26 protein-coding genes are annotated in these 22820 nt (G+C 64.4%); 15 read left to right on the forward strand and 11 right to left on the reverse strand.

The window, feature by feature from the left end; all coding sequences use genetic code 11:
- Nucleotides 1–5 precede the first annotated feature (5 nt).
- The 4 genes from LMJ30_RS18665 to LMJ30_RS18680 all read left to right on the forward strand — a co-directional run bounded on the left by LMJ30_RS18665 (nt 6) and on the right by LMJ30_RS18680 (nt 3919).
- Nucleotides 6–281 carry a hypothetical protein gene (locus LMJ30_RS18665; RefSeq protein WP_229433955.1) on the forward strand — a complete coding sequence of 92 codons (276 nt, stop codon included), beginning with the start codon at nt 6–8 and terminating at the stop codon, nt 279–281.
- A 15-nt stretch (nt 282–296) separates the two neighbouring features.
- Complete coding sequence (locus LMJ30_RS18670; protein ID WP_229433956.1) at nt 297–1481, forward strand: GGDEF domain-containing protein; 1185 nt, start codon at nt 297–299, stop codon at nt 1479–1481.
- A gap of 92 nt (nt 1482–1573) precedes the next feature.
- Nucleotides 1574–3028: a Ppx/GppA phosphatase family protein gene (locus tag LMJ30_RS18675; RefSeq protein ID WP_229433958.1), complete on the forward strand. Its 1455-nt coding sequence runs from the start codon at nt 1574–1576 to the stop codon at nt 3026–3028.
- Nucleotides 3029–3256: 228 nt separating this feature from the next.
- On the forward strand, nt 3257–3919 hold the full coding sequence (locus tag LMJ30_RS18680) for a hypothetical protein (RefSeq protein WP_229433960.1): 663 nt from the start codon (nt 3257–3259) through the stop codon (nt 3917–3919).
- 61 nt (nt 3920–3980) lie between these two features.
- Here LMJ30_RS18680 and LMJ30_RS18685 read toward each other — a convergent pair whose 3' ends face one another.
- From LMJ30_RS18685 to LMJ30_RS18710, 6 genes are all read right to left on the reverse strand, one after another.
- The gene (locus LMJ30_RS18685; RefSeq protein WP_229433962.1) at nt 3981–4268 is read right to left on the reverse strand and encodes a hypothetical protein; all 288 of its coding nucleotides are present in this window, start codon (nt 4266–4268) and stop codon (nt 3981–3983) included.
- A gap of 166 nt (nt 4269–4434) precedes the next feature.
- Nucleotides 4435–5091, reverse strand: coding sequence for an ABC transporter ATP-binding protein (locus LMJ30_RS18690; RefSeq protein WP_229433963.1), 657 nt, complete (start codon nt 5089–5091; stop codon nt 4435–4437).
- Nucleotides 5092–5098: 7 nt separating this feature from the next.
- Entirely contained in the window at nt 5099–5890 is a 792-nt protein-coding gene (gene phnE / locus LMJ30_RS18695; RefSeq protein WP_229433964.1) for a phosphonate ABC transporter, permease protein PhnE, read from the reverse strand.
- Entirely contained in the window at nt 5887–6717 is an 831-nt protein-coding gene (locus LMJ30_RS18700) for a PhnE/PtxC family ABC transporter permease (RefSeq protein ID WP_229433965.1), read from the reverse strand. The genes phnE and LMJ30_RS18700 overlap by 4 nt, the downstream gene beginning before the upstream one ends.
- Before the next feature lie 3 nt (nt 6718–6720).
- On the reverse strand, nt 6721–7533 hold the full coding sequence (locus LMJ30_RS18705) for a phosphonate ABC transporter ATP-binding protein (RefSeq protein ID WP_229433966.1): 813 nt from the start codon (nt 7531–7533) through the stop codon (nt 6721–6723).
- Between the two features lie 13 nt (nt 7534–7546).
- A complete protein-coding gene (locus tag LMJ30_RS18710) occupies nt 7547–8434 on the reverse strand; it encodes a putative selenate ABC transporter substrate-binding protein (RefSeq protein ID WP_229433967.1) in 888 nt (295 codons plus the stop codon).
- Between the two features lie 128 nt (nt 8435–8562).
- Between LMJ30_RS18710 and egtD the strand changes: the two genes are divergently transcribed.
- From egtD to LMJ30_RS18725, 3 genes are read left to right on the forward strand one after another with little or no spacing between them, the layout of a single operon-like run.
- Nucleotides 8563–9534, forward strand: a complete 972-nt coding sequence (gene egtD / locus LMJ30_RS18715; RefSeq protein ID WP_229433968.1) for an L-histidine N(alpha)-methyltransferase — start codon at nt 8563–8565, stop codon at nt 9532–9534.
- Nucleotides 9512–10705 carry an ergothioneine biosynthesis protein EgtB gene (egtB, locus tag LMJ30_RS18720; RefSeq protein WP_229433969.1) on the forward strand — a complete coding sequence of 398 codons (1194 nt, stop codon included), beginning with the start codon at nt 9512–9514 and terminating at the stop codon, nt 10703–10705. Before egtD ends, egtB begins: the two co-directional genes overlap by 23 nt.
- The gene (locus LMJ30_RS18725) at nt 10702–11631 is read left to right on the forward strand and encodes a YihY/virulence factor BrkB family protein (protein WP_229433970.1); all 930 of its coding nucleotides are present in this window, start codon (nt 10702–10704) and stop codon (nt 11629–11631) included. The genes egtB and LMJ30_RS18725 overlap by 4 nt, the downstream gene beginning before the upstream one ends.
- Before the next feature lies 1 nt (nt 11632).
- On the opposite strand, the gene LMJ30_RS18730 is transcribed toward LMJ30_RS18725, so the two are convergent.
- A complete protein-coding gene (locus LMJ30_RS18730; RefSeq protein ID WP_229433971.1) occupies nt 11633–11992 on the reverse strand; it encodes a DUF1428 domain-containing protein in 360 nt (119 codons plus the stop codon).
- Between the two features lie 206 nt (nt 11993–12198).
- Here LMJ30_RS18730 and LMJ30_RS18735 point away from each other — a divergent pair, with 206 nt between their 5' ends.
- The 5 genes from LMJ30_RS18735 to LMJ30_RS18755 all read left to right on the forward strand — a co-directional run bounded on the left by LMJ30_RS18735 (nt 12199) and on the right by LMJ30_RS18755 (nt 14929).
- On the forward strand, nt 12199–12420 hold the full coding sequence (locus LMJ30_RS18735) for a hypothetical protein (protein WP_229433972.1): 222 nt from the start codon (nt 12199–12201) through the stop codon (nt 12418–12420).
- A 10-nt stretch (nt 12421–12430) separates the two neighbouring features.
- On the forward strand, nt 12431–12937 hold the full coding sequence (locus tag LMJ30_RS18740; RefSeq protein WP_229433974.1) for a DUF2589 domain-containing protein: 507 nt from the start codon (nt 12431–12433) through the stop codon (nt 12935–12937).
- Between the two features lie 37 nt (nt 12938–12974).
- Nucleotides 12975–13655 carry a DUF2589 domain-containing protein gene (locus LMJ30_RS18745; RefSeq protein ID WP_229433976.1) on the forward strand — a complete coding sequence of 227 codons (681 nt, stop codon included), beginning with the start codon at nt 12975–12977 and terminating at the stop codon, nt 13653–13655.
- A gap of 132 nt (nt 13656–13787) precedes the next feature.
- Complete coding sequence (locus LMJ30_RS18750; RefSeq protein ID WP_267869729.1) at nt 13788–14384, forward strand: DUF1906 domain-containing protein; 597 nt, start codon at nt 13788–13790, stop codon at nt 14382–14384.
- A gap of 20 nt (nt 14385–14404) precedes the next feature.
- Nucleotides 14405–14929 (forward strand): hypothetical protein, encoded by a 525-nt coding sequence (locus LMJ30_RS18755; RefSeq protein WP_229433979.1) that lies wholly within the window; start codon nt 14405–14407, stop codon nt 14927–14929.
- Between the two features lie 4 nt (nt 14930–14933).
- On the opposite strand, the gene selD is transcribed toward LMJ30_RS18755, so the two are convergent.
- Together selD and senB are read right to left on the reverse strand one after the other, a co-directional pair.
- Entirely contained in the window at nt 14934–15992 is a 1059-nt protein-coding gene (selD, locus tag LMJ30_RS18760; protein ID WP_229433981.1) for a selenide, water dikinase SelD, read from the reverse strand.
- Nucleotides 15993–16008: 16 nt separating this feature from the next.
- Nucleotides 16009–16992, reverse strand: a complete 984-nt coding sequence (senB, locus tag LMJ30_RS18765) for a selenoneine biosynthesis selenosugar synthase SenB (protein ID WP_229433982.1) — start codon at nt 16990–16992, stop codon at nt 16009–16011.
- Between the two features lie 35 nt (nt 16993–17027).
- Between senB and senA the strand changes: the two genes are divergently transcribed.
- Nucleotides 17028–18224, forward strand: coding sequence for a selenoneine synthase SenA (gene senA / locus LMJ30_RS18770; protein WP_229433986.1), 1197 nt, complete (start codon nt 17028–17030; stop codon nt 18222–18224).
- 51 nt (nt 18225–18275) lie between these two features.
- On the opposite strand, the gene LMJ30_RS18775 is transcribed toward senA, so the two are convergent.
- Complete coding sequence (locus LMJ30_RS18775) at nt 18276–19655, reverse strand: DEAD/DEAH box helicase (protein WP_229433987.1); 1380 nt, start codon at nt 19653–19655, stop codon at nt 18276–18278.
- Between the two features lie 409 nt (nt 19656–20064).
- On the reverse strand, nt 20065–21408 hold the full coding sequence (locus LMJ30_RS18780; protein WP_229433989.1) for a transglycosylase SLT domain-containing protein: 1344 nt from the start codon (nt 21406–21408) through the stop codon (nt 20065–20067).
- A 432-nt stretch (nt 21409–21840) separates the two neighbouring features.
- Between LMJ30_RS18780 and LMJ30_RS18785 the strand changes: the two genes are divergently transcribed.
- Together LMJ30_RS18785 and LMJ30_RS18790 are read left to right on the forward strand one after the other, a co-directional pair.
- The gene (locus LMJ30_RS18785; protein WP_229433991.1) at nt 21841–22410 is read left to right on the forward strand and encodes a DUF1415 domain-containing protein; all 570 of its coding nucleotides are present in this window, start codon (nt 21841–21843) and stop codon (nt 22408–22410) included.
- The gene (locus LMJ30_RS18790) at nt 22391–22615 is read left to right on the forward strand and encodes a DUF1289 domain-containing protein (RefSeq protein ID WP_229433992.1); all 225 of its coding nucleotides are present in this window, start codon (nt 22391–22393) and stop codon (nt 22613–22615) included. The genes LMJ30_RS18785 and LMJ30_RS18790 overlap by 20 nt, the downstream gene beginning before the upstream one ends.
- The last annotated feature ends 205 nt before the right edge of the window (nt 22616–22820 follow it).

Raw genomic sequence — 22820 nt, forward strand, 5'->3', positions numbered from 1 at the left:
ACGCCATGTTCTTAGATCATCCTACCATTACCGCGACCAACAGCATGACCGAACCGGACCGCATCGAGCGGCTGACCCGCGTGTACGGCTATGTCATGGCGCTGGCCGACGCCAGCGGGAACGCGGCGTTCGTCGAGAAATTCACCCAGCTGCACGACCACAAGGGCACGCTGATCGTATTCTGGAACCTGGCCCCGACCGACGCCGAGCGCGACTACTTCGCCCGCGCCTGGGCCAGCAAGATCGGCGACGGCAGCACCAGCGTCGAACACGAAATCTGATCCAGGCGCGGCGCCATGGACATCACCACGATGGTCTTCGTGCTCGCGCTGGGCAACCTGGCCCTGTGCGCGGCACTCTTCTTCTTTGAATTCGGCAGCCACAAGGCGCCATCGCTGTCGACCTGGGCGATCTCGCGCCAGTGCCAGGCGGCTGGCTGGCTGCTGCTGTACTTCCGCGGCAGCGGCGTCGCCCCCGACCTGGTCTCGATCCCGATCGGCTATGGCCTGCTGTTTGCCGGCGTGGCGCTGGAAGCGGGCAGCCTGTGGGAAGTGGCGGGGCGGCCGCACTGGCGCCGCTTCGTCTACCCGATGCTCGGCCTGTCGATCGCTGCCTTCCTGGCCTGTTACGCCATCGACCAGATCGGGCTGCGCGTCGTCGCCAGCTCGCTGATCTTGGGCGGCTTCTACCTGCTCGGCGCCGCGGCGCTGGCGCTGGGCTGGCGCAATGGCACCATGCTGCGCCGCTTCCTGGTGGTGGCGCTGGCGCTGCTGTCGCTGCTGGTCGCCGCGCGCGGCATCCTGGTGCTGACCATGCCGGGAGGCTGGGGCTGGATCAGCAACGCCCTGGTGCAGGCGCTGTCGTCGGGCGCATTCGTATTGCTGATGCTGCTCACCGCATTCGGCTACCTGCTGCTGTCGCGCGAGCAGCTGCAGCAGGAACTCGCACGGCTGGAGACGACCGACCCGCTCACCGACGCGCCCAACCGGCGCGGCTTCTTCAACCTGCTGGCGCCGTGGATGGCGCTGGCGAGGAGGCCGGGCCAGCCGACCGCGGTGGTGCTGCTCGACCTCGACCAGTTCAAGCGCATCAACGACGGCTATGGCCATCCGGCCGGCGACGTGGTGCTGCGCGCCATGGTCGACACCTGCAAGCGCCAGCTGCGCGACAGCGATATTTTGGGACGCATGGCGGGCGTCGAGTTCGCGCTGCTGCTGCCGCGCACCGACCTGCTCGACGCGCTGCTGGTGTCCGAGCGCATACGCCGCGCGATCGAGGCCACCCCGGTCAAGACCGAGCGCGCGATGATCAAGATGACGGCCAGCTTCGGCGTAACCACCATCCGTCCGGAAGACACCACCGTCAGCCTGTTCCAGCGCGCCGACGAAGCGCTGCGCGCGGCCAAGCAGGGCGGGCGCAACAAGGTGGTGCAGGCCGTCACGCCGGTCGCGCCGGAAGCTTGGGTGCCGCCGGCGCCGTGAGCGGGTCATGAGGGCGTCACATTGCCCGGCTATCGTGTTACGATTTTCACGGCCGGGGTCCCCTCATGACAATAAGCGAAACAGAGGCTCGCATGTATGCTGCCGTTGATTTGGGTTCCAACAGTTTTCGCCTGTCGATCGGCAGGCATGACGGCGAGACCATCCGCGTGCTCAAAAGCGTGCGCGAACCGATTCGCCTTGCCGCGGGCCTCGACGCCAACGGCGACCTGACCGAAACCGCCAAACAGGCGGCGCTCTCCTGCCTGGTCAATTTCCGCGTCGCGCTGGCGGCCTACCGCTTCGACGCCGTGCGCGTGGTCGCCACCTCCGCCATGCGGGTGGCGCGCAACGGCCAGGCCTTTTTGCCCGAACTCGAACAGGCGATCGGCCACCCCATCGAGATCATCTCGGGCGAGGAAGAAGGGCGCCTGATCTACATGGGCGTGGCCAGTTCGCTGGCAGCGCCCAAGGAACGCCGGCTGGTGGTCGACATCGGCGGCGGCTCCACCGAACTGATACTCGGGCGCGGCCTCGATATCGAGCGGGTCGAGTCGTTCAGCGTCGGTACCGTCAAGCAAAGCCTGTCGTTCTTTGCCGGCGGGCGCATCGACGCCGTATCGTTCGAGCACGCGATCCTGTCGGCGCGCAGCCACTTCGAAGATGCGGCGCCGCCTTACCACCCGCATAACTGGAGCCAGGCCTACGGCTCGTCCGGCACCATCCGCACGCTGGCTGACGTCATTGCAAAGAACGGGCTGGGCGACGGCAAGCTGACCCCGGCAGGGCTGGACGCGCTCAAGAAGCGCTTCATCGAATTTGGCAATGTTTCGCGCATCGACATGCCCGGCCTGCGCGCCGACCGCGCCGGCACCATCATCGGCGGGCTGGCGATCCTGATCGGCCTGATGGCCGAACTGGGCATCGCCGAACTGGCGCCGGTGGAGGCCGGCCTGCGCATGGGCGTGATGTGGGACCTGTACCTGCGCTCGATGCACCGCGACCGGCGCGACGAATCGGTGCGCATGCTGGCTTCCCGTTTCCACGTCGACGAGGAGCGCGCGACCCGCGTGGCCGACGCCGCGGCCATGCTCTATACCCAGCTCAAACCGGCCGACGACAGCCTGGTGCGCCTGTTGTACTGGAGCGCCTGGATGCACGAAGTAGGCATGGTCGTGTCCCAGACCGGCGCCCACAAGCACGGCGCCTACATGGTCGAAAACGCCGACCTCCCGGGGTTCACCGCTGGCGAGCAGAAGGCCATGAGCCGCCTGATCCTGGCCCAGAAGGGCAACCTGCGCAAGCTGGGCGGGGCGCTGTCGGACCCTGACTTCGCCAAGGCGGTGCTGGCGCTGCGCTTCGCGATCCTGCTGATGCACGCGCGGATCGAACTGGCGCCCGGCCAGCTGCGCCTGCGCATGAAGAGCCGCATCGACATCGAAGCCGCCCGCGACCTGCTCGCGGAACACCCGACGATCAGCTACTGGATAGAAAAAGAGCAGGAATGGTGGGACGAGGCCGGTACTGACCTGGTCGTCAAGCCAATCTAGCAATACTGTTTCCGGGCGAGTGTCTCGCAAGATCGACATTGCCTCATTCAGCTGATGATGCATGTCAAGTTTTCCCATCCCGTACACCCCGCACCAGCAAGTTTGGCGTATGTTGAACGAGTGAAATGCCCGTTCAGTGCCCTTGTGCGCGCAGCTGGTCCAGGCGCCGCCTTCCGGAAACCGGCTAAATCGTATATATTGTTTTAACTATTGAGCGATGGAGATCCAATGAGCAAGACAGCCCCCGCGAAAACCAACGGACATCCGGTCGACGCCATCAACGCAGTGGCGCAAAAGGCCGCCGCCCGCCCGCTGCCGAAAGCAGCGGCAAAGGCCCCGGTCAAAGCCGCCGCCAAGGCGCCGCTGAAAGTGGCGGCCAAGGCGCCTGCCAAGGCCGCCGCCAGGGTGGCGCCAAAAGCCGCGGCCAAGCCAGCGGCCAAGGCCGCCGCGGCGCCAGCGCTAAAAAAAGCCGCGGCACCGGCCGCGAAGGGCGCCGCCAGGCCAGTGGCCGGCAAAGGTGCCGCCAAGCCCGCCAACAAAGCCACCGCCAGGCCTGCGCCAAAATCATCGGCAAAGGCCGCGCCGAAAGCCGCCGCCAAAGCCGACCCGAAAGCCAGGCCGAAAGCGGCCCCGAAAGCAGTCCAGGGCCAGGGCGAACGCGAGAAAATCCGCAAGCCAAAGCTGGTGCGCGATAGTTTTACGATGCCGGAGGAAGAATACGCCGTGCTGGCGCTGGTGAAGAAGGCTTGCCTGAAGGCGGGCTTCGAGATCAAGAAGAGCGAGCTGTTGCGGGTTGGCGTGGCGCTGATCAGCCAGATCGACATGGCCACCTTGAAAAGCGTACTGGCCAGCTTGCCGCAACTGAAGACCGGGCGGCCGAAGAGCAGTTAAGCGGTATCCAGGAGGCGCGGCGATCGGACCGTCGGGTAACGGCAGTTCGCAGCCCGCGTCTTTAGTGCATCGAGGCGTTCGACAGTTCCTTCAGTTCCTTGATGCTCATGTCCGATTTCTCGTGCATGCGCAGCAGGATGGTGGCGCCGACGGCCAGTTTTCGGTGGCGGATCTTGCTGATGATCGGCGGCTGCACTTCCAGTACACGGCACAGCTCAGCGTCGTTCTTCAGGTTCATTTTCTGGATTAAGGTGTCGAGCAGCTTGTTTGGGACGAAGCTCGACGGTTCCAGCGCGCGGGCGCGGTTCATCGCCTCGATCATTTCCAGTTTTCTCTGCCGTACGTTCATCGTACCCCTCCAATTAGCTCACATTGACAGGATTTGTCGACTTCCGCCCAACGTTGCCGATCGTTACTTTGTGTGAGAATTGATGCAGATCGGGTCGGAATAATGATACTACGTTAAGAATATATACGCAGCATTGTTGACAAATTAAACCTGAAATTTGAACTAACTAGCGCACAACAGGCGCTACCGCCAGCCCGGACCGCGTGAGCACCAGGGTTTTGTCGGCTTTTTCTGCAGCGGCGTGGGAATGCGTCACCATGATGGCGGCGGCGCCGCTGGCCTTGATTTCGGCGCGCAGCAGGTCGAGGATGCCGGCCGCGGTGTCGGGGTCGAGGTTGCCGGTCGGCTCATCGGCAAGCACCAGCGCCGGCTTGTGCACCAGCGCGCGCGCGATCGCCACCCGCTGCAGCTCGCCGCCGGACAACTGGCGCGGAAAATCGCCGCCGCGTCCTCCTAGCCCGACTTTATCCAGCATCCCCAGCGCCGCGCCAGCGTCCAGGCCATTGAGCAGCAGCGGTAGCGCGACGTTCTGCTGCAAGGTCAGGTGCGGCAGTACGTGGAAGGCCTGGAACACGAAGCCCATGCGGCTGCGGCGCAGGCGGGTGGCGGCATCGTCGTCCAGCGCGGAGATCGGCGTGCCGTCCACCACGACTTCCCCGCTGTCCGGGGTGTCCAGCCCGGCGACGAGGTTCAGCAGGGTCGATTTGCCGACCCCGGATTCGCCCATGATCGCGACAAACTCGCCGGCGCCGAAATGGTGGGACAGTTGTGCCAGCACCGGGCGCTGGCTATAGGTTTTGGAGATGTTGATCAGGTCCAGCATGGTGTGCCTAGCGGGTAAGGATACGGCGCAGTGCGAAGCTGGCCGCATCGACCAGCGCGACCAGCAGCAGCATCGCGAGGATAACGGTGGCGGCCTGCTGCATCTGGAATAGCGACAGGTGGTACTTCAGCATTTGCCCGAGGCCGCCGGCGCCGACCACGCCGAGGACAGCGGCGGCGCGGATGTTGTTCTCCCAGCGGTACAAGGTATACGACAGCATTTGCGGCAGTGCCTGCGGCAAGGTCGAGTACAGGAAGGCCGCGCCGGGCGCGGCCCCATTGGCGCGCAGTGCCCGTTCGGGATTCGGCTCGGCGTTCTCGATCACGTCGGCAAACAGCCGTCCCAGCACCCCGGAGGTATGGGCGGCCAGCGCCAGGGTGCCCGCAAACGGCCCGAGGCCGGCGGCCACCAGCAGCAGCGAGGCCCATACCAGTTCGGGAATCGAGCGCAGCACGTTCAGCAGGCCGCGCGCCGGCACGCGCAGCACCTTGCCGAAGCGGCCTGCGGCCGGCATCGCCAGCGCCATCCCGCCGGCGACCGCGAGCAGTGTCCCGAGCGCCGACATCGACAAGGTTTCGGCCGTCGCGGCCAGCACTTTTTGCAGGAACGGCAGGGCGGTTTCGGGCGGCGCGAAGCCGGCTAAAAATTCACGGCTGCTGCGCAGCGTGTCGCCGGAAAACAGCGCGGCCCATTCCAGCGGCAGGGTTGCAAAGCTGGCGGCCACCAGGGCGCACAGGCCGAGCATCAGCAGCAGGGTGGACAAGGAGCGCCGCGGCGGCGCTGGGAGTGCGCGCCTCATGCGAGCCTCGAGCGCAGCATTTTGGAGACCACGTCGGCGCCGGCGACCAGCAGCACGAACACAATCAGCATCGTCGCCACTTCGCCGCCCGCCATCATGCGCATCGATTCATCCATGCGCTGGCCAAGGCCGCCCGCGCCGACAAAGCCCATCACGGCCGAGCCGCGGATCGCACACTCCCAGCGGTACACCGTGTACGACACCAGCTCGGACGCCGATTCCGGAATCGCCCCGTAGAACAGCGCTGGCAGGCGCGCGGCGCCGCCGGCCAGCAGGGCGTCGGTCGTGCGGGCGTCGGCCGATTCGAGGATCTCGGCATACACCTTGCCGAGCATGCCGCAGTAAGTGAGGGCGATCGCCAGCACGCCCGCGGTCGGCCCGAGGCCCACCAGGCGCACGAACAGCAGCGCCCATACCAGTTCGGGCACGCTGCGCAGCAGGACCAGTATCCAGCGGACCGACTGGCGCACGATGCGCGCGGAAAAACGCATGCGGCCGGTGCCAAGGCGCGATATGGACAGGATTTCGGTGACCACCAGCGTGGCCGGAATGGCGGCAAGCAGCGCCAGGGCCAGGCCGGCGGTGGCAATGGCCACGGTCTGCCAGGTCTCGCGCAGCACCATGCGCAGGAACTCGGGATCGTGCGCAGGCGCCAGGAAGCCCGACGCGAAGCTCCACGCGGCGGCAAGGCTTTGCGGCTCGAACAAAGTCCACGGCTTGAATTCGGAGTACACCAGCATCGGCCACAGCAGGGCGATACAGGCGAGGGTAATCACGACGCGCGAGCGCCACGCCGGATCGGGATGGAGGATGACGGCCTGGCCCATGCGCTAGAAGCAGGCGCCGACCGCGAGCCGTTCCGGGGTTTCGTGCATGGCAGGGCGCGCGGCCTCGGCCTGCTCGTTGCGGTACAGGGCGGCGATCATCTCGGCGCTTACCTGGTCGCGGGCCGCATCGAACATCACGCGGCCGTCGCGCAGGCCGACGATGCGCGGGAAATTGGCCAGCGCCATGTCGACCTGGTGCAGGCTGCACACCAGGGTCGCGTTGCGCGCGGCCGCTTCCTCTTGCAGGGTGGTGAGCGTCATTTGCGACAGCGCCGGGTCGAGCGCGGACAGCGGCTCGTCGACCAGGAAGGCTTTGGCGTCGGACAACAACAGCCGCGCCAGGGCGCAGCGCTGGCGTTCGCCGCCGGACAGGCGGTCGACACGGGCGTACAGCTTGTCGCCAAGGCCGAAGCGTTCGAGCGCGTCGAACGCGGCGTCCGGGTCGAGCGGGCGGACCAGCGAGACCAGCGCCTGCCACAGGGTCCAGCGCGGCAGGCGCGCGGCCAGCACCGCGGTGACGACGCGCTGGCGCGGCGGCAGCGGCGGCGTTTGCGGCGCCAGGAACAGGCTGGCGCGCATCCGGTGGCGGCTGGCCTCCGCCAGCGCCCACGGATCGTCGCCAAACACGGTGAACCTGCCGCGCGCGGGACGGTGCGCGCACGCCAGGGTCGAGAGCAGGGTGGTCTTGCCGGCCCCGGAAGGCCCGATGATGGCCAGCTGCTCGCCCTGCGCAACATCCAGGTCGATCTCGTGCAGCGCTACCGGCGCGCCGGGCGCCAGGTGCCGCACTGTCAGTTTGTCGAGCCTGAATGTCATGTGCGCGCCTGGCTTACTTCAGCAGTCCCGCATTGCGCGCGGCCGCTTCGATGGTGGCGTAGTTGGCCGGCTTGGTAGGCACGAACTTCGTGGCGCGCTGCAGCGCCAGGATTCCCTTGCCCTCAGGCGTGGCCGGGTCCAGCGTGAGGAAGGCGTCGCTGATCTTCTTTTTCAGGGCCGGGTCCATATCGCTGCGGACCGTCCAGTTGTAGTCGTAGTAGGCCGGGGTGGTGTAGAACACGCGCACCGCGGCCGGGTCGACCTTGCGCTCGGCGACCAGCTTTTCCCACACCGAGATATTCAGCGCGCCAGCATCGACCTTGCCGCCTGCGACCGCAGCCACCGTGGCGTCATGCGCGCCCGAGAAGGCGATGCGCTTCATGTCGGTGTCCGGATTGATCTTTGCCGCCAGCAGGTAGGAGCGCGGCATCAGGTGACCGGAAGTCGAGGACTCGGAACCGAAGCTGAAGGTTTTGCCCTTCAGGTCGGCCAGCTGCCTGATCTCGTTCGACGCGGTGATGAAGACAGAGCGGAACTTCTCGTCTTCGGCGCGCTGCACCAGCGGGGTGACCTTGCCGCCGCTGCGGGCGTTGGCCTGCACAAAGGTAAAGCCGCCGAACCAGACCATGTCGAGCTTGTTGTTGACCAGGCCTTCGACCGACGCCGCATAGTCCGTCACGGGCGTGAACACCACCTTCAGGCCGGTGGCCTTCGACAGGTATTCGCCCAGCGGCTTGAATTTGCGCTGCAGTTCAGTCGGCGCTTCATCCGGAATGGCCGACACGCGCAGCACGCCGGGCCGGGCCTGGGCCGCGGCTGGCAAGGCGGCAAAAGCGAGCGCAAGGGCGCAGCCGGCGGCCAGCATGCTTTTCATGCTGTGAATTGCGGAGAGACGGAACATGAGGGCTTTCTGTGAAGAAATGCGTTAATGACACGCCGCAGGGACGGCTTCTATTGCGGCGCGAGAAAAATAGATATTCAGCTATGATAACAAAATCACCAAAAACGCATCGGCGCACCGGGAATCTTATGCTGACTCACTGCCAGACCGAAGTACCTTGTCCCGTTGCCGTTGCCGGCGCCGGCGTTCAAGCCGAGCTCAGCGCAGGCCTGTGCGCCCCCCAGGCAACCATCTCGCCGAAGTTCCTGTACGACCCGCTCGGCTCGCGGCTCTTTGAAGCCATCTGTGAACTGCCCGAATATTACCCGACACGAACTGAAGCTGCCATTTTCGCCCGCTACGGCGCCGACATCGCCCGCGCCATCGGTCCTGGGGCGACCCTGATCGACCTCGGCGCCGGCAATTGCGCCAAGGCGGCCAGCCTGTTTCCGCTGCTGCACCCTGACCAGTATGTGGCCATCGACATCTCGCGGGACTTCCTGCACGAGTCGCTGGCCCGCCTGCGCCAGCGCTTTCCCCACATCGAGATGACGGCGCTGGGGCAGGATTTTTCGTCCAGGCTCGACCTGCCGGCCGACATCAGCCCGGCGCGCCGCCTGTTCTTTTATCCCGGTTCATCGATCGGCAACTTCACCCCCGACGAAGCGCGCGGCTTCCTGCGCCGCGTGCGCGCCCAGTGCGACCCCGACGGCGGCGTGCTGATCGGGATCGACCTGCTGAAGGACGAACAGACGCTGGCCGACGCCTATGACGACGCGCTCGGCGTCACCGCGGCCTTCAACCTCAACGTGCTGCGCCACGTGAACCAGCTGCTCGGCGCCGACTTCGACGTGCGCGGCTGGCGCCACCAGGCCTTCTTCAACCGCGACGAGGGCCGCATCGAGATGCACCTGCAGGCCATGCGCGACATGCTGGTGCGCTGGCCGGGCGGGTCGCGCAGCTTTGCGCGCGGCGACTGCATCCACACCGAGAACAGCTACAAGTACCGCAAGAGCGCGGCCATCGGCCTGCTCGAACAGTCCGGCTTCCAGGCCACCAATGCCTGGGTCGATGTCGACGAATGGTTTGCCGTCATCCATGCGCGCGCCATTGGACCCTGAACTGCTGTGCCGCCGCTTCGGCGAGGTCCGGCGCCGTTCGCTGGCGCTGGCCGGGCCGCTGTCGGACGAAGACTGCACGGCCCAGTCGATGGCCGACGCCAGCCCGGTCAAGTGGCACCTGGCGCACACCACCTGGTTCTTCGAAACCTTCATCCTCGAGCGCCATGAAGCGGGCTTCAAGCCCTTCCATCCCGCTTTCCGCGTCCTGTTCAATTCGTATTACAACGGCATAGGGGCAAAGCACCCGCGGGCCCAGCGCGGGCTGGTGACGCGCCCCGGCATGGCGCTGGTGCGCGACTACCGCCTCGACGTCGACGCGCGGATGCTGCGGCTGCTCGATAGCAGGGCGGGGGACGCCGCACTGGCCGAACTGGTGGTCCTCGGCCTCCAGCACGAGCAGCAGCACCAGGAACTGATCCTCACCGACGTACTGCACCTGCTGGCGCAAAACCCCTTGTATCCTGCGTATGACGAAGCCAGGCCAGCTTTCCCGGCCAGCGCGCCGGCCTTGTCGTGGCGCGGCTTCGACGGCGGCCTGGCCGACATCGGCTACGCCGGCGGGGGCTTCTGCTTCGATAACGAGCTGCCGCGCCACCGCCAGTACCTGGCGCCGTTCGAGCTGGCCAGCCGCCTGGTGACCAATGGCGACTACCTGGCCTTCATCGAAGCGGGCGGCTACCGCGACGCTTCGCTGTGGCTGTCGGAAGGCTGGGACCAGGCCTGCGCAGGCACGCTGGAGCATCCTTTGTACTGGCGGCGCGATGACAGCGGCCAGTGGCGCGAATTCACGCTGCATGGCGAGCACGCGCTCGACCTGGCGCTGCCTGTCACCCACGTGTCGCTGTATGAGGCTGACGCCTACGCCCGCTGGGCCGGCGCGCGCCTGCCGACCGAAGCGGAATGGGAAGCGGCGGCGCTGTCGCACGGCGGCAGCCTGCTGCAGATGCATGGCCATTGCTGGCAGTGGACCAGCAGCAGCTACGCGCCTTATCCCGGCTATGCGCCGCAACCCGGCGCCCTCGGCGAATACAACGGAAAATTCATGGTCAACCAGTATGTGCTGCGCGGCTCATCGTGCGCCACGCCGGACGGGCACGCGCGCGCCAGCTACCGTAACTTCTTTCCCGCCGGCGCGCGCTGGCAGTTCAGCGGCATCAGGCTGGCCCGATGACTTTCAAACGACTGGCGCCGATCCAGATCCTCAACCGGCGCGCCAACGCCTACATCCTCGCGCACCCGCTTGCGTTCACCTTGCAGGTGCTTAAGGGCTTCCGCGCAAACCAGGGCCTGCTGCTGGCCGGCGCGGTGGCCTACTACGCGCTGCTGTCGATCGTCCCGTTCCTGATGCTGGTGGTGGTGGTGCTGTCGCACTTCATGGACCCGGTGGAGCTGCTGGCGACCTTGCAGCGCTACCTGGAATGGCTGCTGCCGGGGCAGTCGCGCGCGATCGTGCTTGAGGTCTCGAACTTCCTCAATGAACGCGGCCTCATTACCGGCGTGCTTGGCGTGACCATGCTGTTTTTCAGTTCGCTGGCGTTCACGGTGCTGGAAAACGCCATGAGCGTGATCTTCATCCACCGCGTGGCGATCCGGCGCCGTCATTTCTTTGTGTCGGCCATCCTGCCGTACTGTTACATCGTGGCGCTGGGTGTCGGCGTGATGCTGGTGACGTTGGTCGCGGGCACCTTGCAGGTGATGGGCGAGGAGGAGGTCAATTTCCTCGGCTGGCACTGGTCGCTGGGCGGCGTGTCCGGCGTGCTGTTGTACCTGCTTGGCCTGTTCGGCGAAATCCTGGTGCTCACCTCGATCTACCTGGTGATGCCGGTGGGCCGGCTGTCGCTGTCGCATGCGCTGGTCGGCGGCGTCACCGCGGCGCTGCTGTGGGAGCTGGCGCGCCATGTGCTGGTATGGTACTTCTCCACGCTGTCGCAGGTGAACATCGTGTACGGCTCGATGACGACGGCGATCGTGGTCATGTTCAGCCTTGAAATCGGCGCCACCTTGCTGCTGCTTGGCGCCCAGGTGATCTCGGAGTACGAGCGGGTAGGGCGCAAGCAGCACGGCGAACCGCAGCCGATGACGACGCGCCCCGCCTGACTTACATGTCGACGACCATCTCGAAGCCGCCCCAGATCATGCGCTTGCCGTCGAACGGCATGGCTTCAGGCTTCATCCATTCCGCCATGCGCGGGTCGTTCATGACCTTGTCGTTGATCTCGTCGCGTTTGGCGCGCGATTCGTAGACGATCCACGAAAAGAACACCACTTCGCCTTCCTCCAGGTTGACGCTTTGCGGGAATGACGTCCATTTCCCCGGCTTGACGTCGTCACCCATGCACTCGCGGAATTCCAGCGCCCCGAACTCGCGCCAGATCTTCCCGCAGATGGTCGACATCTCTTTGTACCGCTCGATATTCTGCTTCGGTACCGGCACCACGAAACCATCGACATACGCCATGACATTCTCCTCTTTCAGGTTGGATGAGCTGTCAATACTACGCCTGTGGCCGGCCGATGGCACGCACATTAACCGGGTGAACCGAGCATCACGGACATTGCTTTTTCTCAATTGCGGGCCTGTGTCCCGGTGGCACATTAGTCGATGCAGCGGCGCAATTTCGGCGCCTGACGCTGCCGACGATACCGATAAAAAGGATGCCCTGAATGACTATTTCCCCACTGTGGATGGCGATCCCGATCGCCTGTTTGCTCGCCGTGCCATTGCTGTTGCGTATGGCCGGGCTGCGCCGGAAAGCCGCCGCGCCCCGCAAGCGCCTCGCATTTGATGAAGGCCCGGAAACCGTCGGTTCCCCCCAGCAGGCCCACCTGTTCCGGCTAGGCCGGCTGTCGCTGGACGAGCCTGGCGCCGGCCGCGCGCGCCGCTAGGGGAGCCCAGATGCCAATCCAGTTAGGTGGACTGCTCGGCGGAATCAAGCGAGCGGTCATCGACGCGCACCGCAGCGTCGCGCGCCAGCATATTGAAGAGCTGGCCCAGTTCTTCGTCCCCGCCCAGGGCCAGCCGCCCGGCCTGCAGTTTCCCGACGGCGAGTGGGAGTCGCGCAACGTCATCATGAATGTCCCCAAGGAAGTCAGCCGCAATGGCAAGGTCTCGCTGGAAAACCACCAGGTGCATGTTCCGCTGATTACCTTGCTGCCCTTAAAGAGCCACGTGATCGACCGGGTAGAGGTCTTGACTACGCTCGACCTGTCGCTGTCGTCGCTCAGCGACGAAGCGCTCAAGGGCAATGAAGACCTGCCGCCCGACATCCTGGTGGACCTTGGCCGCAAAGGGCCGCACACGGCCGAAATCAAGATCGTGGTGCACGCGGTCGACCTGCCGGCGGGGTATGCGCGGCTGGTCGGCGCCTACGAAAAGCTTCTCAATGCGCAGCTTCCCGGCTGAAGCTGTGTTCCTTAGCAGTTAACTTAAAGGAGTTGGCATGGCAGACAATATCGATTGCGGCTTGGCGAACATGGCCCAGCAGTTCACGGGCTTGCCGATGGATTCGCTGATCGGCGCCCCCCTGCACGCGGCGGCGGGTGCGCAGCAAAGCCTGGCGATGACGCAGACCCAGTACATCCTCAACACCGGCTTCAACCAGTCCAAGGACGACAAGGGCAACATCACCTACACGCCGATCACGGCTACCATTGCGATGGGCCAGAGCCAGCCGGTGGTGTCCGGGGACGGCAACGTGAAAGCCGCGAACTCGCAGCTGAACGTCGACTTCCCCTTGATTACGATGGTGCCGATTCCGTCGCTGGCGGTGACCTCGGTCGACATCACCTTCGACATGGAAGTCAAGTCGAGCTACACCCATGAAACCGACACCGAGACGGCATCGAAGACGCACGAAGAAGGCTCGTTCGACGCCAAGGGAGGGTGGGGCTGCCTGAGCGTCGAAGTCAAGGGCTCGGTGTCGCACGACTCGTCGCAGTCGAACTCGGACAAGCAGTCCTACCAGAAGAGCAACGACGCGCGCTACCACGTCGAGGTCAAGGCCGAACAGCAGCCCATCCCGGACGGCATCAAGATGCTGCTCGATATGTTCAGCAAGAACATGACGATGAAACCGATCATGGTCAATAACAAGCCGGTGCCGATCGCGCCACCCGCCTGACCTGCGCAGCTTCCCGATTCGCTATCGGCCGACGCGCCGGTAGCGCCCCCACTTTCTTGACTTGAAGGAGTCCGGCATGGCCGCACTAAAGGACTCGACACAGGCACGGAGCTGACCCGCCACGCAGCAGCGCTGCGCGCGCAGGGCTATGACTTCGTGATGCGCTACGACAGCCACAACGCTGCCAAGAACCTGTCGCTGGGCGAAGCGCGCGCCCTGTCGGCGGCAGGGCTGCTGATCGGCGCGGTGTGGGAAACGGCAGGCACCCACGCCAGCTTCTTCAGCCGCGCGCAGGGCGTTGCCGACGGCGGCGCGGCATTCCACATGGCCAAGGCGGCGATCGGCCAGCCGGCCGGTTCGGCGATCTATTTCGCGGTCGACTACGACGCCACCGAGGCCGATATCGAAGCCCCGGTAAGCGACTATTTCGCCGGCGTGAAGATGGCTTTCGCGGCGGCGGCCGACGGCCTGTCGCCCTATGCCGTGGGCGTGTATGGCTCGGGGCTGTGCTGCGACACGCTGGTCGACAAGCAGCTGGCCACCCTCGGCTGGCTGTCCCAGTCGGGCGGCTTTGCGGGATCGAAAGCGTATGCCGAAGGGGCGCGCTACAACCTGATCCAGCGGCTGCCCGCGCACGCCAGCATCGACGCCGGCCCCGAACTGAATTTCGACCCGGATGCCAGCAACCCGGACCAGCCGCATGGCCTGTTCCGGCTTACCGGCTTTTAACCAACACAAGGAGAACGACGATGGCAGGAGACTTTGCAATTACCGCGACCTTTACCAAGGCCGACCTGGACACGCTCACCAACGCCAGGCTTGGCGTGACGGTGCTGGTGGACCTGTCGCACAACAGCTTCACCACGACTACCGACCATCCGAGCGGGCTGCAGGTGATCAGGAAGCCGGTGGAGCTGGACATCCAGGTCGACAAGGGCTCGGCGGCGCCGGCGGATTTCTTTGGACTGGCGAGCGTGAAGACCACCAGCGCGGCCTTCCAGATCTATAAATGGATCGCCGACCGCGGCGGCCTGGATCGCCTGGCCAAGTCGAACGTGAAGGTGGAAGCGCCGAACTACGATCCGGCCATCGTCGACCACGACAACGGCGCGCTGGCGGCCCCGCTGTCGGCGGCGACCGCACCGACCGTGGCGGCCTTTAACCTGTTGCCGGATAACGTACGCCGCAGCATGGGCATGTACCGCTGGAACCCGGGCGCGAAGACGTACGCGCTGTCGGGCAGCGCCGCGACTGCGGCGCGTACCGCTCCGTAAGCGCTCAGGCGCGCACGGTGACCCGTGGCGCGCCTGCTTCCATGCGGCCGACCACGGCCGCGTGGCCGAAGCCTTCGCGCGCAAACAGCGCCAGGACCTCGTCGACGGCGCTCGGGTCGACCGATACCAGCAGGCCGCCCGAAGTCTGCGGATCGGTCAGCAAGGCTTGCTGTGCCGGCGCGATGCCCTCGAACAGCGTGACATCGCTGCCGTAAGCGTCCCAGTTGCGGCCGGAAGCGCCGGTAAAGAAGCCGTCGCGCGCCAGTTGTTCGACACCCGGCAGCAGCGGGATGCTGGCCATGTCGAGCTGCGCTTCGAGCTTGGCGCCGCGCGCCAGTTCCAGCAGGTGGCCGAGCAGGCCAAAGCCGGTGATGTCGGTCATCGCATGCACGCCGGCCATGTCGGCCAGCGCCTTGCCAGGCTTGTTCAGCTTGGTGGTGTTCTCGATCATCGCGGCGTAGCCGGCGGCGTCCAGCGCATCCTTCTTGAGCGCGGCCGACAGCACGCCCACGCCCAGCGGCTTGCCGAGAATGAGCACGTCGCCCGCCTTCGCATCCGCATTGCGCTTGACCTTCGATGGATGCACCAGCCCGAGCACGACCAGGCCGTAGATCGGCTCGACCGAATCGATGGTGTGGCCGCCGGCGATCGGGATGCCTGCTTCGGCGCAGATCGACTCGCCGCCGCGGATGATCTGGCCGATCGTCTCGAGCGGCAGTTTATTGACCGGCATGCCGACCAGCGCGAGCGCCATGATCGGCGTGCCGCCCATTGCGTACACGTCCGAGATGGCGTTGGTGGCGGCGATGCGGCCGAAATCGAACGGGTCGTCGACGATCGGCATGAAGAAATCGGTGGTGGCGATCAGCGCCTGTTCGTCATTGAGCTTGTAGACCGCGGCGTCGTCGGCGGTCTCGATACCGACCATCAGCTCCTTGGGCACCGGGAAGCCGGTCGAGTTCTTCAGGATTTCGGACAGCACGCCAGGCGCGATCTTGCAGCCGCAGCCGCCGCCATGCGAAAACGAAGTCAGTTTGATTTTTTGCTCTGGTGCTGTGCTCATGGGGATGTCCGTGTGATTAGTTGGTGCCGGCTTGCCGTGCAATGAGCAGATTATCCACCAAGTCGAGCACGGCTGCTTGTTCGGCCTCCGGCGCAAACAGCGCCGCACGCGCGGCGCACTGCGCCTGCAGGCGCGCGAGGAAGGCGCGGTCCGCCATGCAGCGCTCCATCAGCGCCGCCAGCGCCGGCGCGTCGCCGACCGGGAAATAGCCTTCATAGTCGGCCCCCAGCATGCCGCGGTTGCCGTCGATGTCGCTGGCCAGCACCGGCACGCCGCTGGTGACGGCTTCGATAATCACATTGGCGCCGCCCTCCATCAGCGATGCGATCACCATCGCGTCGCTGCACGCGAGCGCCATGCGGGCTGCGTCGTGGTTCAGGTTGCCCATCCACTGGTAGCGCGGATCGGCTGCCGCCGTGGCCTCGGCCGATGTGCCGAGATGTGGATCGAGGGCGCCGCCGATATGGACGAAACGCGCGTGCTCATGCGTGACCAGCTGCGCCGCGCGCATGAAGGTCAGCGGATCTTTTTCGGGGCGCAGGTGGCCGATCATGGCGAACGTGAAGCCTTCGTCGCCGGGGGCGTGCGGCACCTGCGGCAGCGACGGCGCCGATTGCCAGATCACGCGCGCCTTTGCGCGGTATTCCGGCGGCAGCATCGCCAAGCCGGCTTCCTGCAGCAGCACCAGCACGCCGGCGCGCGCAAGCGAAGCCCGGGCGGCAGGATCGTCGTGGATGTCGCGGTACAGGTCGGTGCCGGTCAGGACCAGCACGCGCGGGCTGGCGGGATGGGCGTCGGCGAAGGTGGCCAGCGCGGCGGCGGAGCGGCGCGCGTGCAGCGCGATCAGCAGGTCGGGAGTGGCGCCGGTGACCGGGGTCCAGGAGGGGGCGATGTTGACGTCGTAGCGGGGCGTCAGGAAACGCGCCCACCGCATGGCGGTCTGCCAGTTGCCGTTATTTGCCTCGGCCAGCGCCGGGCTGACAATGGTTACGCGTTGCACCGATACCGCTCCCTAAAAGTCGTTACAATCGTGCCATGACTCCAATTACTGCATCGTTCCGGCAGGCCAGGCCGCAGCAACTGGCCGAAGCGCTGCAGTCTGCCAGAAATTATACGCTGCGCCTGTTCGATTGCCTCGCCCATGCCGGCTACGACGTGGCGGCGCGGGTGCCGCACATCGCCACCATCAACCCGCCTTTGTGGGAACTGGGCCATACGGCCTGGTTCGCCGAGTGGTTTGTCCTGCGCCAGGCCGCCTCCAGCCATCCCGCCGACGCGGTCGGCCATTCACTGCTCACGCGCGGCGACGACTGGTTCGACTCGAATACGGTCGCGCACCGCAGCCGCTGGACGCTGGACCTGCCCAACACCGGTTCGCTGAAAACCTACTGCAATGAAGTGCTCGACCGCGTAGTCGACAAGCTGTCGCGCGAAGCCAGCGTGGACGAGGCGCTGTACCCGTACCGGCTGGTGCTGGCGCACGAGGACATGCATGGCGAAGCCCTGCTGTACGCGATGCAGGTGCTGGGCGTGCAAGCGCCTGCGGAACTGATGCGCGACAGTGCGGCGGCGGTGGCGCCGCGCGAGATCGCCTATCCGGGCGGGACCATCCGGCTCGGCGGAGCGCAAGACAGCGGTTTTGTGTTCGACAACGAAAAAATGGCGCATCCGTGCTACGTGCCGCCGTTTGCGGTCGACGCGGGCCTGGTGACCAACGAGCAGTTCGCGCAATTCGTGGCCGATGGCGGATACCAGCGGGCAGGGTACTGGAGCCAGGCAGGCCAGGCCTGGCTGATGAGGCAGGAGCGGTCGGCGCCGCGCTACTGGCAGCGCGATGGCGGCCGCTGGCTGGCCAGCCGCTTTGGCAGGCTGCAGACGCTGGACCCGCATGAGGCGGTGCGCCACGTAAGCTTGTACGAGGCGCAGGCGTACTGCATGTGGGCGGGGCGGCGCCTGCCCACCGAAGCGGAGTGGGAGTATGCGGCGCTGTCGGGGCAGCCGGGTTTCAGCTGGGGCCAGCTGTGGGAATGGACTGCCTCGCCGTTCGAGCCGTATCCCGGATTCGAGGCGGGGCCTTACCGCGAGTATTCGGCGCCATCGTTCATGACCCACCAGGTGCTGCGGGGAGCGTCATTTGCGACCCCGTCGCGGTTTGGGTCGGCGCGCTTCCGGAATTTCTATTTGCCGGAGCGCGACGATATTTTTGCGGGCTTTCGCACCTGCGCGTACTGACCAAAAAAAACGGCTACCGAAGTAGCCGTTCTTGCTTAACCGTTTAGCCGATTAACGGTCGCCATACGTGCGGCGCGCGCCGTCGGCCGAACGCGGGTTCGAACCTTTGTAGCCGCCGCCCGCAGGGGCGCCTTCACGGCGCGGCGCGCCTGGCTTGCTGAAGGTGCGCTGGCCTGGCTTGGCGCCGGTGCGGTTGTCGCCCGGCTTCCAGCTGCCTGGACGTGCCGCCGAACGTGGCGCCGAAGCGGTGCGCTTTGGCTCGAAACCTTCAATGACATTCACCGGGATCAGCTGCTTGGTGAAGCGCTCGATACGCTTGACGTTCATGCCTTCGGCATGGTTCACCAGCGAGATCGCCAGGCCGTTGCGGCCAGCACGGCCGGTACGGCCGATGCGGTGAACGTAGTCCTCAGGGAACTTCGGCAGGTCGTAGTTGAACACGTGCGTGATCGTCGGAACGTCGATGCCGCGTGCCGCCACGTCGGTTGCTACCAGTACCTTCACGTTACCGCGGCGCAGGCCGTCGAGCGTGCGGTTACGGGCGCCCTGGTGCATGTCGCCATGCAGTGCGGCAGCCGAGAAACCGGCGATGTTCAGGCGGTCGGCGATGGTGTCGGCGTCACGCTTGGTGGCGGTGAACACAACAGCCTGGTCGAGCGTTTCGTCGCGCAGCAGGTGGTCCAGCAGGCGATTCTTGTGCGACAGGTCGTCGACGAAGTGAACGCGCTGCACGATGTTTTCGTGCTTGCTCGACGAGCTGGTGATCTGGATCACCATCGGGTCCTTGGTGATGCGGCGCGCCATGTTGCCGACCATGCCGTCCAGGGTTGCCGAGAACAGCATCGTCTGGCGGCCTTCTGGCGTTGCAGCGATGATCTTCTCGATGTCGTCGATGAAACCCATGTCCAGCATGCGGTCAGCTTCGTCCAGCACCAGGATTTCCAGTTGCGAGAAATCGATCTTGCCCGATTCCATGTGGTCGATCAGGCGGCCTGGGGTGGCGACCAGGATTTCAGGATTCTTGGCCAGCAGTTGCATCTGCTTCGGGTAAGGCATGCCGCCCAGGATCGATACAGCGCGGATGCGGCGGATCTGGGTGCCGTATTTTTCGGTTGCGGTGGTCACTTGCAGTGCCAGTTCGCGGGTTGGGGTCAGCACCAGCATTTTTGGCTGTGCTGCCTTGAAACGTGGACGCTCGCCAGGGGCGCCGCGCGGGGCGACAGGCGCTTGCTCGGCGCTAGCCAGCTTGTGCAGGGCAGGCAGCATGAATGCCGCGGTCTTGCCCGAACCGGTCTGCGAGGAAACCAGCAGGTCGCGGCCCGCGATACCCGCAGGAATCGCTTGCTCTTGTACAGGGGTCGGCTTGGTGTAGCCGGCGTCGGTCGCTGCTTTTACGATAGACGCGTGGAGGCCTAATGCTTCAAAACTCATTGTTTTCTTTTCTTTCGGTATAGATCAGCGCCCGGGCAAAAAATGCCTTCGAGCGCAAAATAGCAACGCCAACCAACACAACGAAATGACTCTGAGATGAAAAAGAAATTTCGGCACAAAAGCTTTGCGCCGGGACGGTGTCAGGTTCGACACACAAGGCGGGAGGGCTTTATTGAGGCTGTCCGGTGGACATGCCTAGGCTTGCGAAGCTGCTAGTTTTACTGCTTTGTAACTGCGTATTGCCATCGCTAAGCTAATTTGCGAGAAACGTATTGCAGCGCACAAATGGAACTATACAGTAGTTTCACTGTACTTGCACGGAATTATCCCGGTTCGTGCGCGGGTGCTGCGGAAAGACAAAGGGCGCGCGCCGCACCCGAGTGCTGGCGCGCGCCCGTTCGGGAATGGCTTAGCGGCGTTTTGGCGCCTTCGACTTGGCCGAGCTGCGGCTCATGCGGCTCTTGATCGACGCGACCTTGGCCTTCACCTTCTGGGCGTTGGTCATTTTCTTCTTGCCGCGCTTGCTGGCAACGCGCTCCGCTTCAAACGCCATCACCGCGTTGTCGATGACATGCTCGGCGATGTCGGAATTGATCGTCGCCGAGGTGCGCGGCACCAGGATGGTCGAGCCAGCCTTCAGGACGGTACGGGCCGGAATGTTATTGGCCTGGCGAATCACTTCCGGGGTCGTGCCGAAGCGCGATGCCAGGGTGGCGATGCTTTCCCTGGCGCCGGTAATCTTGTGCGTGGTCCAGGTCGAAAGCGCCTGGCCCCACTGCGCGAGATTCACGTGGAATTTCTCCGCGTTCTCTTTTGGCAGCAAGATCTTGGTACGCTCGCCGCCGGTGATCACCGGGCGGTTGAACTGCGGGTTGAGCGCCTTGAATTCGTCTTCCGACAGCTCGGCCAGCTGGGCCGCGATGGCCAGGTCGATGTCGCTGGTCTTGTCGATGACCGTGAAGTAGGGCTGGTTATCGATGACCGGCAGCGATACGCCATAGTGAGCCGGATTGTTGACGATATTCTTGACTGCCTGCAGCTTCGGCACGTAGTTGCGGGTTTCCGCAGGCATGTGCGCGGCCAGGCTTTCGAAGTCGGTCGGCTTGCCCAGCGCCTGGTTTTTCTTGATGGCGCGCTGGACGTTGCCTTCGCCCCAGTTATAAGCGGCCAGTGCAAGCTGCCAGTCGCCGAACATCACGTACAGCTTTTGCAGGTAGGTCAGGGCGGCGTCGGTCGAGGCCAGCACGCCGCGGCGCTCGTCCTTGAACATGTTCTGCTTCAGGTCGTAATCGCGGCCGGTGCCGGGAACGAACTGCCACATGCCGGCAGCGTCAGCGCTGGAATAGGCTTGTGGATTAAAGGCCGATTCGATGATCGGCAGCAGCGCCAGCTCGGTCGGCATGCCGCGCTTTTCCAGTTCCTGGACGACGTGGAACATGTAGCGCGATGCGCGGGTGGATACGCGCGCCAGGTAATCAGGGCGGGTGCTGTACCACTTGACGTGGTTGCCGACGAGGGAATTGTCGATGTCGGGAATGGCGTAACCGGTGCGGATACGGCCCCAGACGTCGGTTTCCTTGAACTCGTCGGCTTTAATGCTTGGGTAGGGAGTGAGCGCAGGCTTGGCTGCGGCAGGCGCCGCGGCGCTTGCCACCGGCGCGGATGACGCGAAATCAGCGGTCGCTTGGGCGATGGGAGCCAGGGATACAAGCAGTGCTGCCAGTGCGATGGTAGTACGGGTGTATGTTTGCATAGCTTTCCATTGTTGCGTCCAAGAACTTCAGACTTACATGAACAAAGCCGAGTGTACGTAGGACTTGTTCCCGTCGTCAAGCGTTTTGGCATTGCCGCAGGCAAATTTATTGGCAACTTTTTCCGGCTGAGTTATCAAATGATAAATGGGGGTATGTGAAAAAAATGCCACTTTGTCATCGGTGAAAACAGGCCGCTTTCCTTGGTACCCCCTGGGGGTATGTGCAAATTCTTCCTATGAACGAAAGCGCTAACCCGGCAGGTAGCGGCCCATTGCCGTACATGGCACGGGTTGCGAAAAGTTTAACTCTACCTGCGCTGCGTATCGACGTCTTTAGGCGATGTCTGAACAGGCCATAAACTATGAGCCGGCGCAAAGAGTGCGTACAATCTGGTTTTGCGCGAGCATCCTCTTTTAGTTGAAAGCAAGACCATGAGCACCCCGAATTTGAACGCCGACGACGACCAGATCATTGCGGCCACCGAGCGCTGGCTGGAGAAAGCGGTGATCGGCCTGAACCTCTGTCCATTCGCCAAGGCAGTGCATGTCAAAAAGCAGGTCCGCTACGTGGTGTCGAACGCAACCACGGTGGAAGCCCTGCTTGAAACCCTGATGAACGAGCTGCAATACCTGTCCGACACGCCGGCGGAACAAGTCGACACGACCCTGTTGATCCACCCGTTCGTGTTGAATGACTTCGCCGACTACAACGAATTCCTCGACGTGGCTGACGCGGCGGTGGAAGACATGCAGCTCGACGGCGAGATCCAGGTAGCCAGTTTTCATCCGCAATACCAGTTTGCCGACACCGACATCAACGACATCGGCAACTACACCAACCGCGCGCCTTACCCGATCCTGCACCTGCTGCGCGAGGACAGCATCGAACGCGCGGTCGAAGCCTTCCCCGAAGCAAGCGAGATCTTCGAAAAGAACATTGAAACGATGGAAAAGCTTGGCCATGACGGCTGGGATGCGCTCGATGTCGGCCCAGCCAAATAAGGAAGTGATGACGGAAGAAGAAAAGCTGCCGGAGCGGCCGGACACGCCCTGCGTGGCGGTCTGTTCGACAACCTTCGACGAAATTTGCCGCGGATGCGGGCGCTCGGTTGTCGAGGTCGCGCACTGGGTATCGATGGGAGCTGCGGAGAAGGAGCGCGTCTGGAAGCGCATCCTCGCGCAAGGCTACCCGCGCCGCAACAAATAACGAGACCGCAGCTGGTTAACATTCGGCAGGCCATCAATTTCTGATGCCTCCAAGTTCGGGGTCAGACCCCGAATGCTAAGTGCTTGATTTTGCAGCGGTCGCTGGAATTAATAGCTGCCGATAAAATCTTTTTTGCCGATCTCGACACCGTTGTGGCGCAGTGCCTCCAAGTTCGGGGTCAGACCCCGAATGCTAAGTGCTTGAT

Origin of the sequence: Massilia agrisoli (assembly GCF_020831365.1) — a bacterium.
Lineage (GTDB): Bacteria > Pseudomonadota > Gammaproteobacteria > Burkholderiales > Burkholderiaceae_D > Telluria_A > Telluria_A agrisoli.

Excerpts from the sequence above, each read along its gene's own strand:
- LMJ30_RS18785 (WP_229433991.1), top strand. The coding sequence starts at position 21,841 with ATGAGCACCCCGAATTTGAACGCCGACGACGACCAGATCATTGCGGCC.
- LMJ30_RS18745 (WP_229433976.1), top strand. The coding sequence starts at position 12,975 with ATGGCAGACAATATCGATTGCGGCTTGGCGAACATGGCCCAGCAGTTC.
- LMJ30_RS18685 (WP_229433962.1), bottom strand. The coding sequence starts at position 4,268 with ATGAACGTACGGCAGAGAAAACTGGAAATGATCGAGGCGATGAACCGC.
- LMJ30_RS18735 (WP_229433972.1), top strand. The coding sequence starts at position 12,199 with ATGACTATTTCCCCACTGTGGATGGCGATCCCGATCGCCTGTTTGCTC.
- egtD (WP_229433968.1), top strand. The coding sequence starts at position 8,563 with ATGCTGACTCACTGCCAGACCGAAGTACCTTGTCCCGTTGCCGTTGCC.
- LMJ30_RS18730 (WP_229433971.1), bottom strand. The coding sequence starts at position 11,992 with ATGGCGTATGTCGATGGTTTCGTGGTGCCGGTACCGAAGCAGAATATC.
- LMJ30_RS18790 (WP_229433992.1), top strand. The coding sequence starts at position 22,391 with ATGTCGGCCCAGCCAAATAAGGAAGTGATGACGGAAGAAGAAAAGCTG.
- LMJ30_RS18665 (WP_229433955.1), top strand. The coding sequence starts at position 6 with ATGTTCTTAGATCATCCTACCATTACCGCGACCAACAGCATGACCGAA.
- LMJ30_RS18725 (WP_229433970.1), top strand. The coding sequence starts at position 10,702 with ATGACTTTCAAACGACTGGCGCCGATCCAGATCCTCAACCGGCGCGCC.
- LMJ30_RS18740 (WP_229433974.1), top strand. The coding sequence starts at position 12,431 with ATGCCAATCCAGTTAGGTGGACTGCTCGGCGGAATCAAGCGAGCGGTC.
- LMJ30_RS18710 (WP_229433967.1), bottom strand. The coding sequence starts at position 8,434 with ATGTTCCGTCTCTCCGCAATTCACAGCATGAAAAGCATGCTGGCCGCC.
- LMJ30_RS18705 (WP_229433966.1), bottom strand. The coding sequence starts at position 7,533 with ATGACATTCAGGCTCGACAAACTGACAGTGCGGCACCTGGCGCCCGGC.
- LMJ30_RS18775 (WP_229433987.1), bottom strand. The coding sequence starts at position 19,655 with ATGAGTTTTGAAGCATTAGGCCTCCACGCGTCTATCGTAAAAGCAGCG.
- LMJ30_RS18670 (WP_229433956.1), top strand. The coding sequence starts at position 297 with ATGGACATCACCACGATGGTCTTCGTGCTCGCGCTGGGCAACCTGGCC.
- LMJ30_RS18755 (WP_229433979.1), top strand. The coding sequence starts at position 14,405 with ATGGCAGGAGACTTTGCAATTACCGCGACCTTTACCAAGGCCGACCTG.
- LMJ30_RS18680 (WP_229433960.1), top strand. The coding sequence starts at position 3,257 with ATGAGCAAGACAGCCCCCGCGAAAACCAACGGACATCCGGTCGACGCC.
- LMJ30_RS18675 (WP_229433958.1), top strand. The coding sequence starts at position 1,574 with ATGTATGCTGCCGTTGATTTGGGTTCCAACAGTTTTCGCCTGTCGATC.
- LMJ30_RS18780 (WP_229433989.1), bottom strand. The coding sequence starts at position 21,408 with ATGCAAACATACACCCGTACTACCATCGCACTGGCAGCACTGCTTGTA.
- LMJ30_RS18690 (WP_229433963.1), bottom strand. The coding sequence starts at position 5,091 with ATGCTGGACCTGATCAACATCTCCAAAACCTATAGCCAGCGCCCGGTG.
- selD (WP_229433981.1), bottom strand. The coding sequence starts at position 15,992 with ATGAGCACAGCACCAGAGCAAAAAATCAAACTGACTTCGTTTTCGCAT.
- LMJ30_RS18700 (WP_229433965.1), bottom strand. The coding sequence starts at position 6,717 with ATGGGCCAGGCCGTCATCCTCCATCCCGATCCGGCGTGGCGCTCGCGC.
- phnE (WP_229433964.1), bottom strand. The coding sequence starts at position 5,890 with ATGAGGCGCGCACTCCCAGCGCCGCCGCGGCGCTCCTTGTCCACCCTG.
- senA (WP_229433986.1), top strand. The coding sequence starts at position 17,028 with ATGACTCCAATTACTGCATCGTTCCGGCAGGCCAGGCCGCAGCAACTG.
- egtB (WP_229433969.1), top strand. The coding sequence starts at position 9,512 with ATGCGCGCGCCATTGGACCCTGAACTGCTGTGCCGCCGCTTCGGCGAG.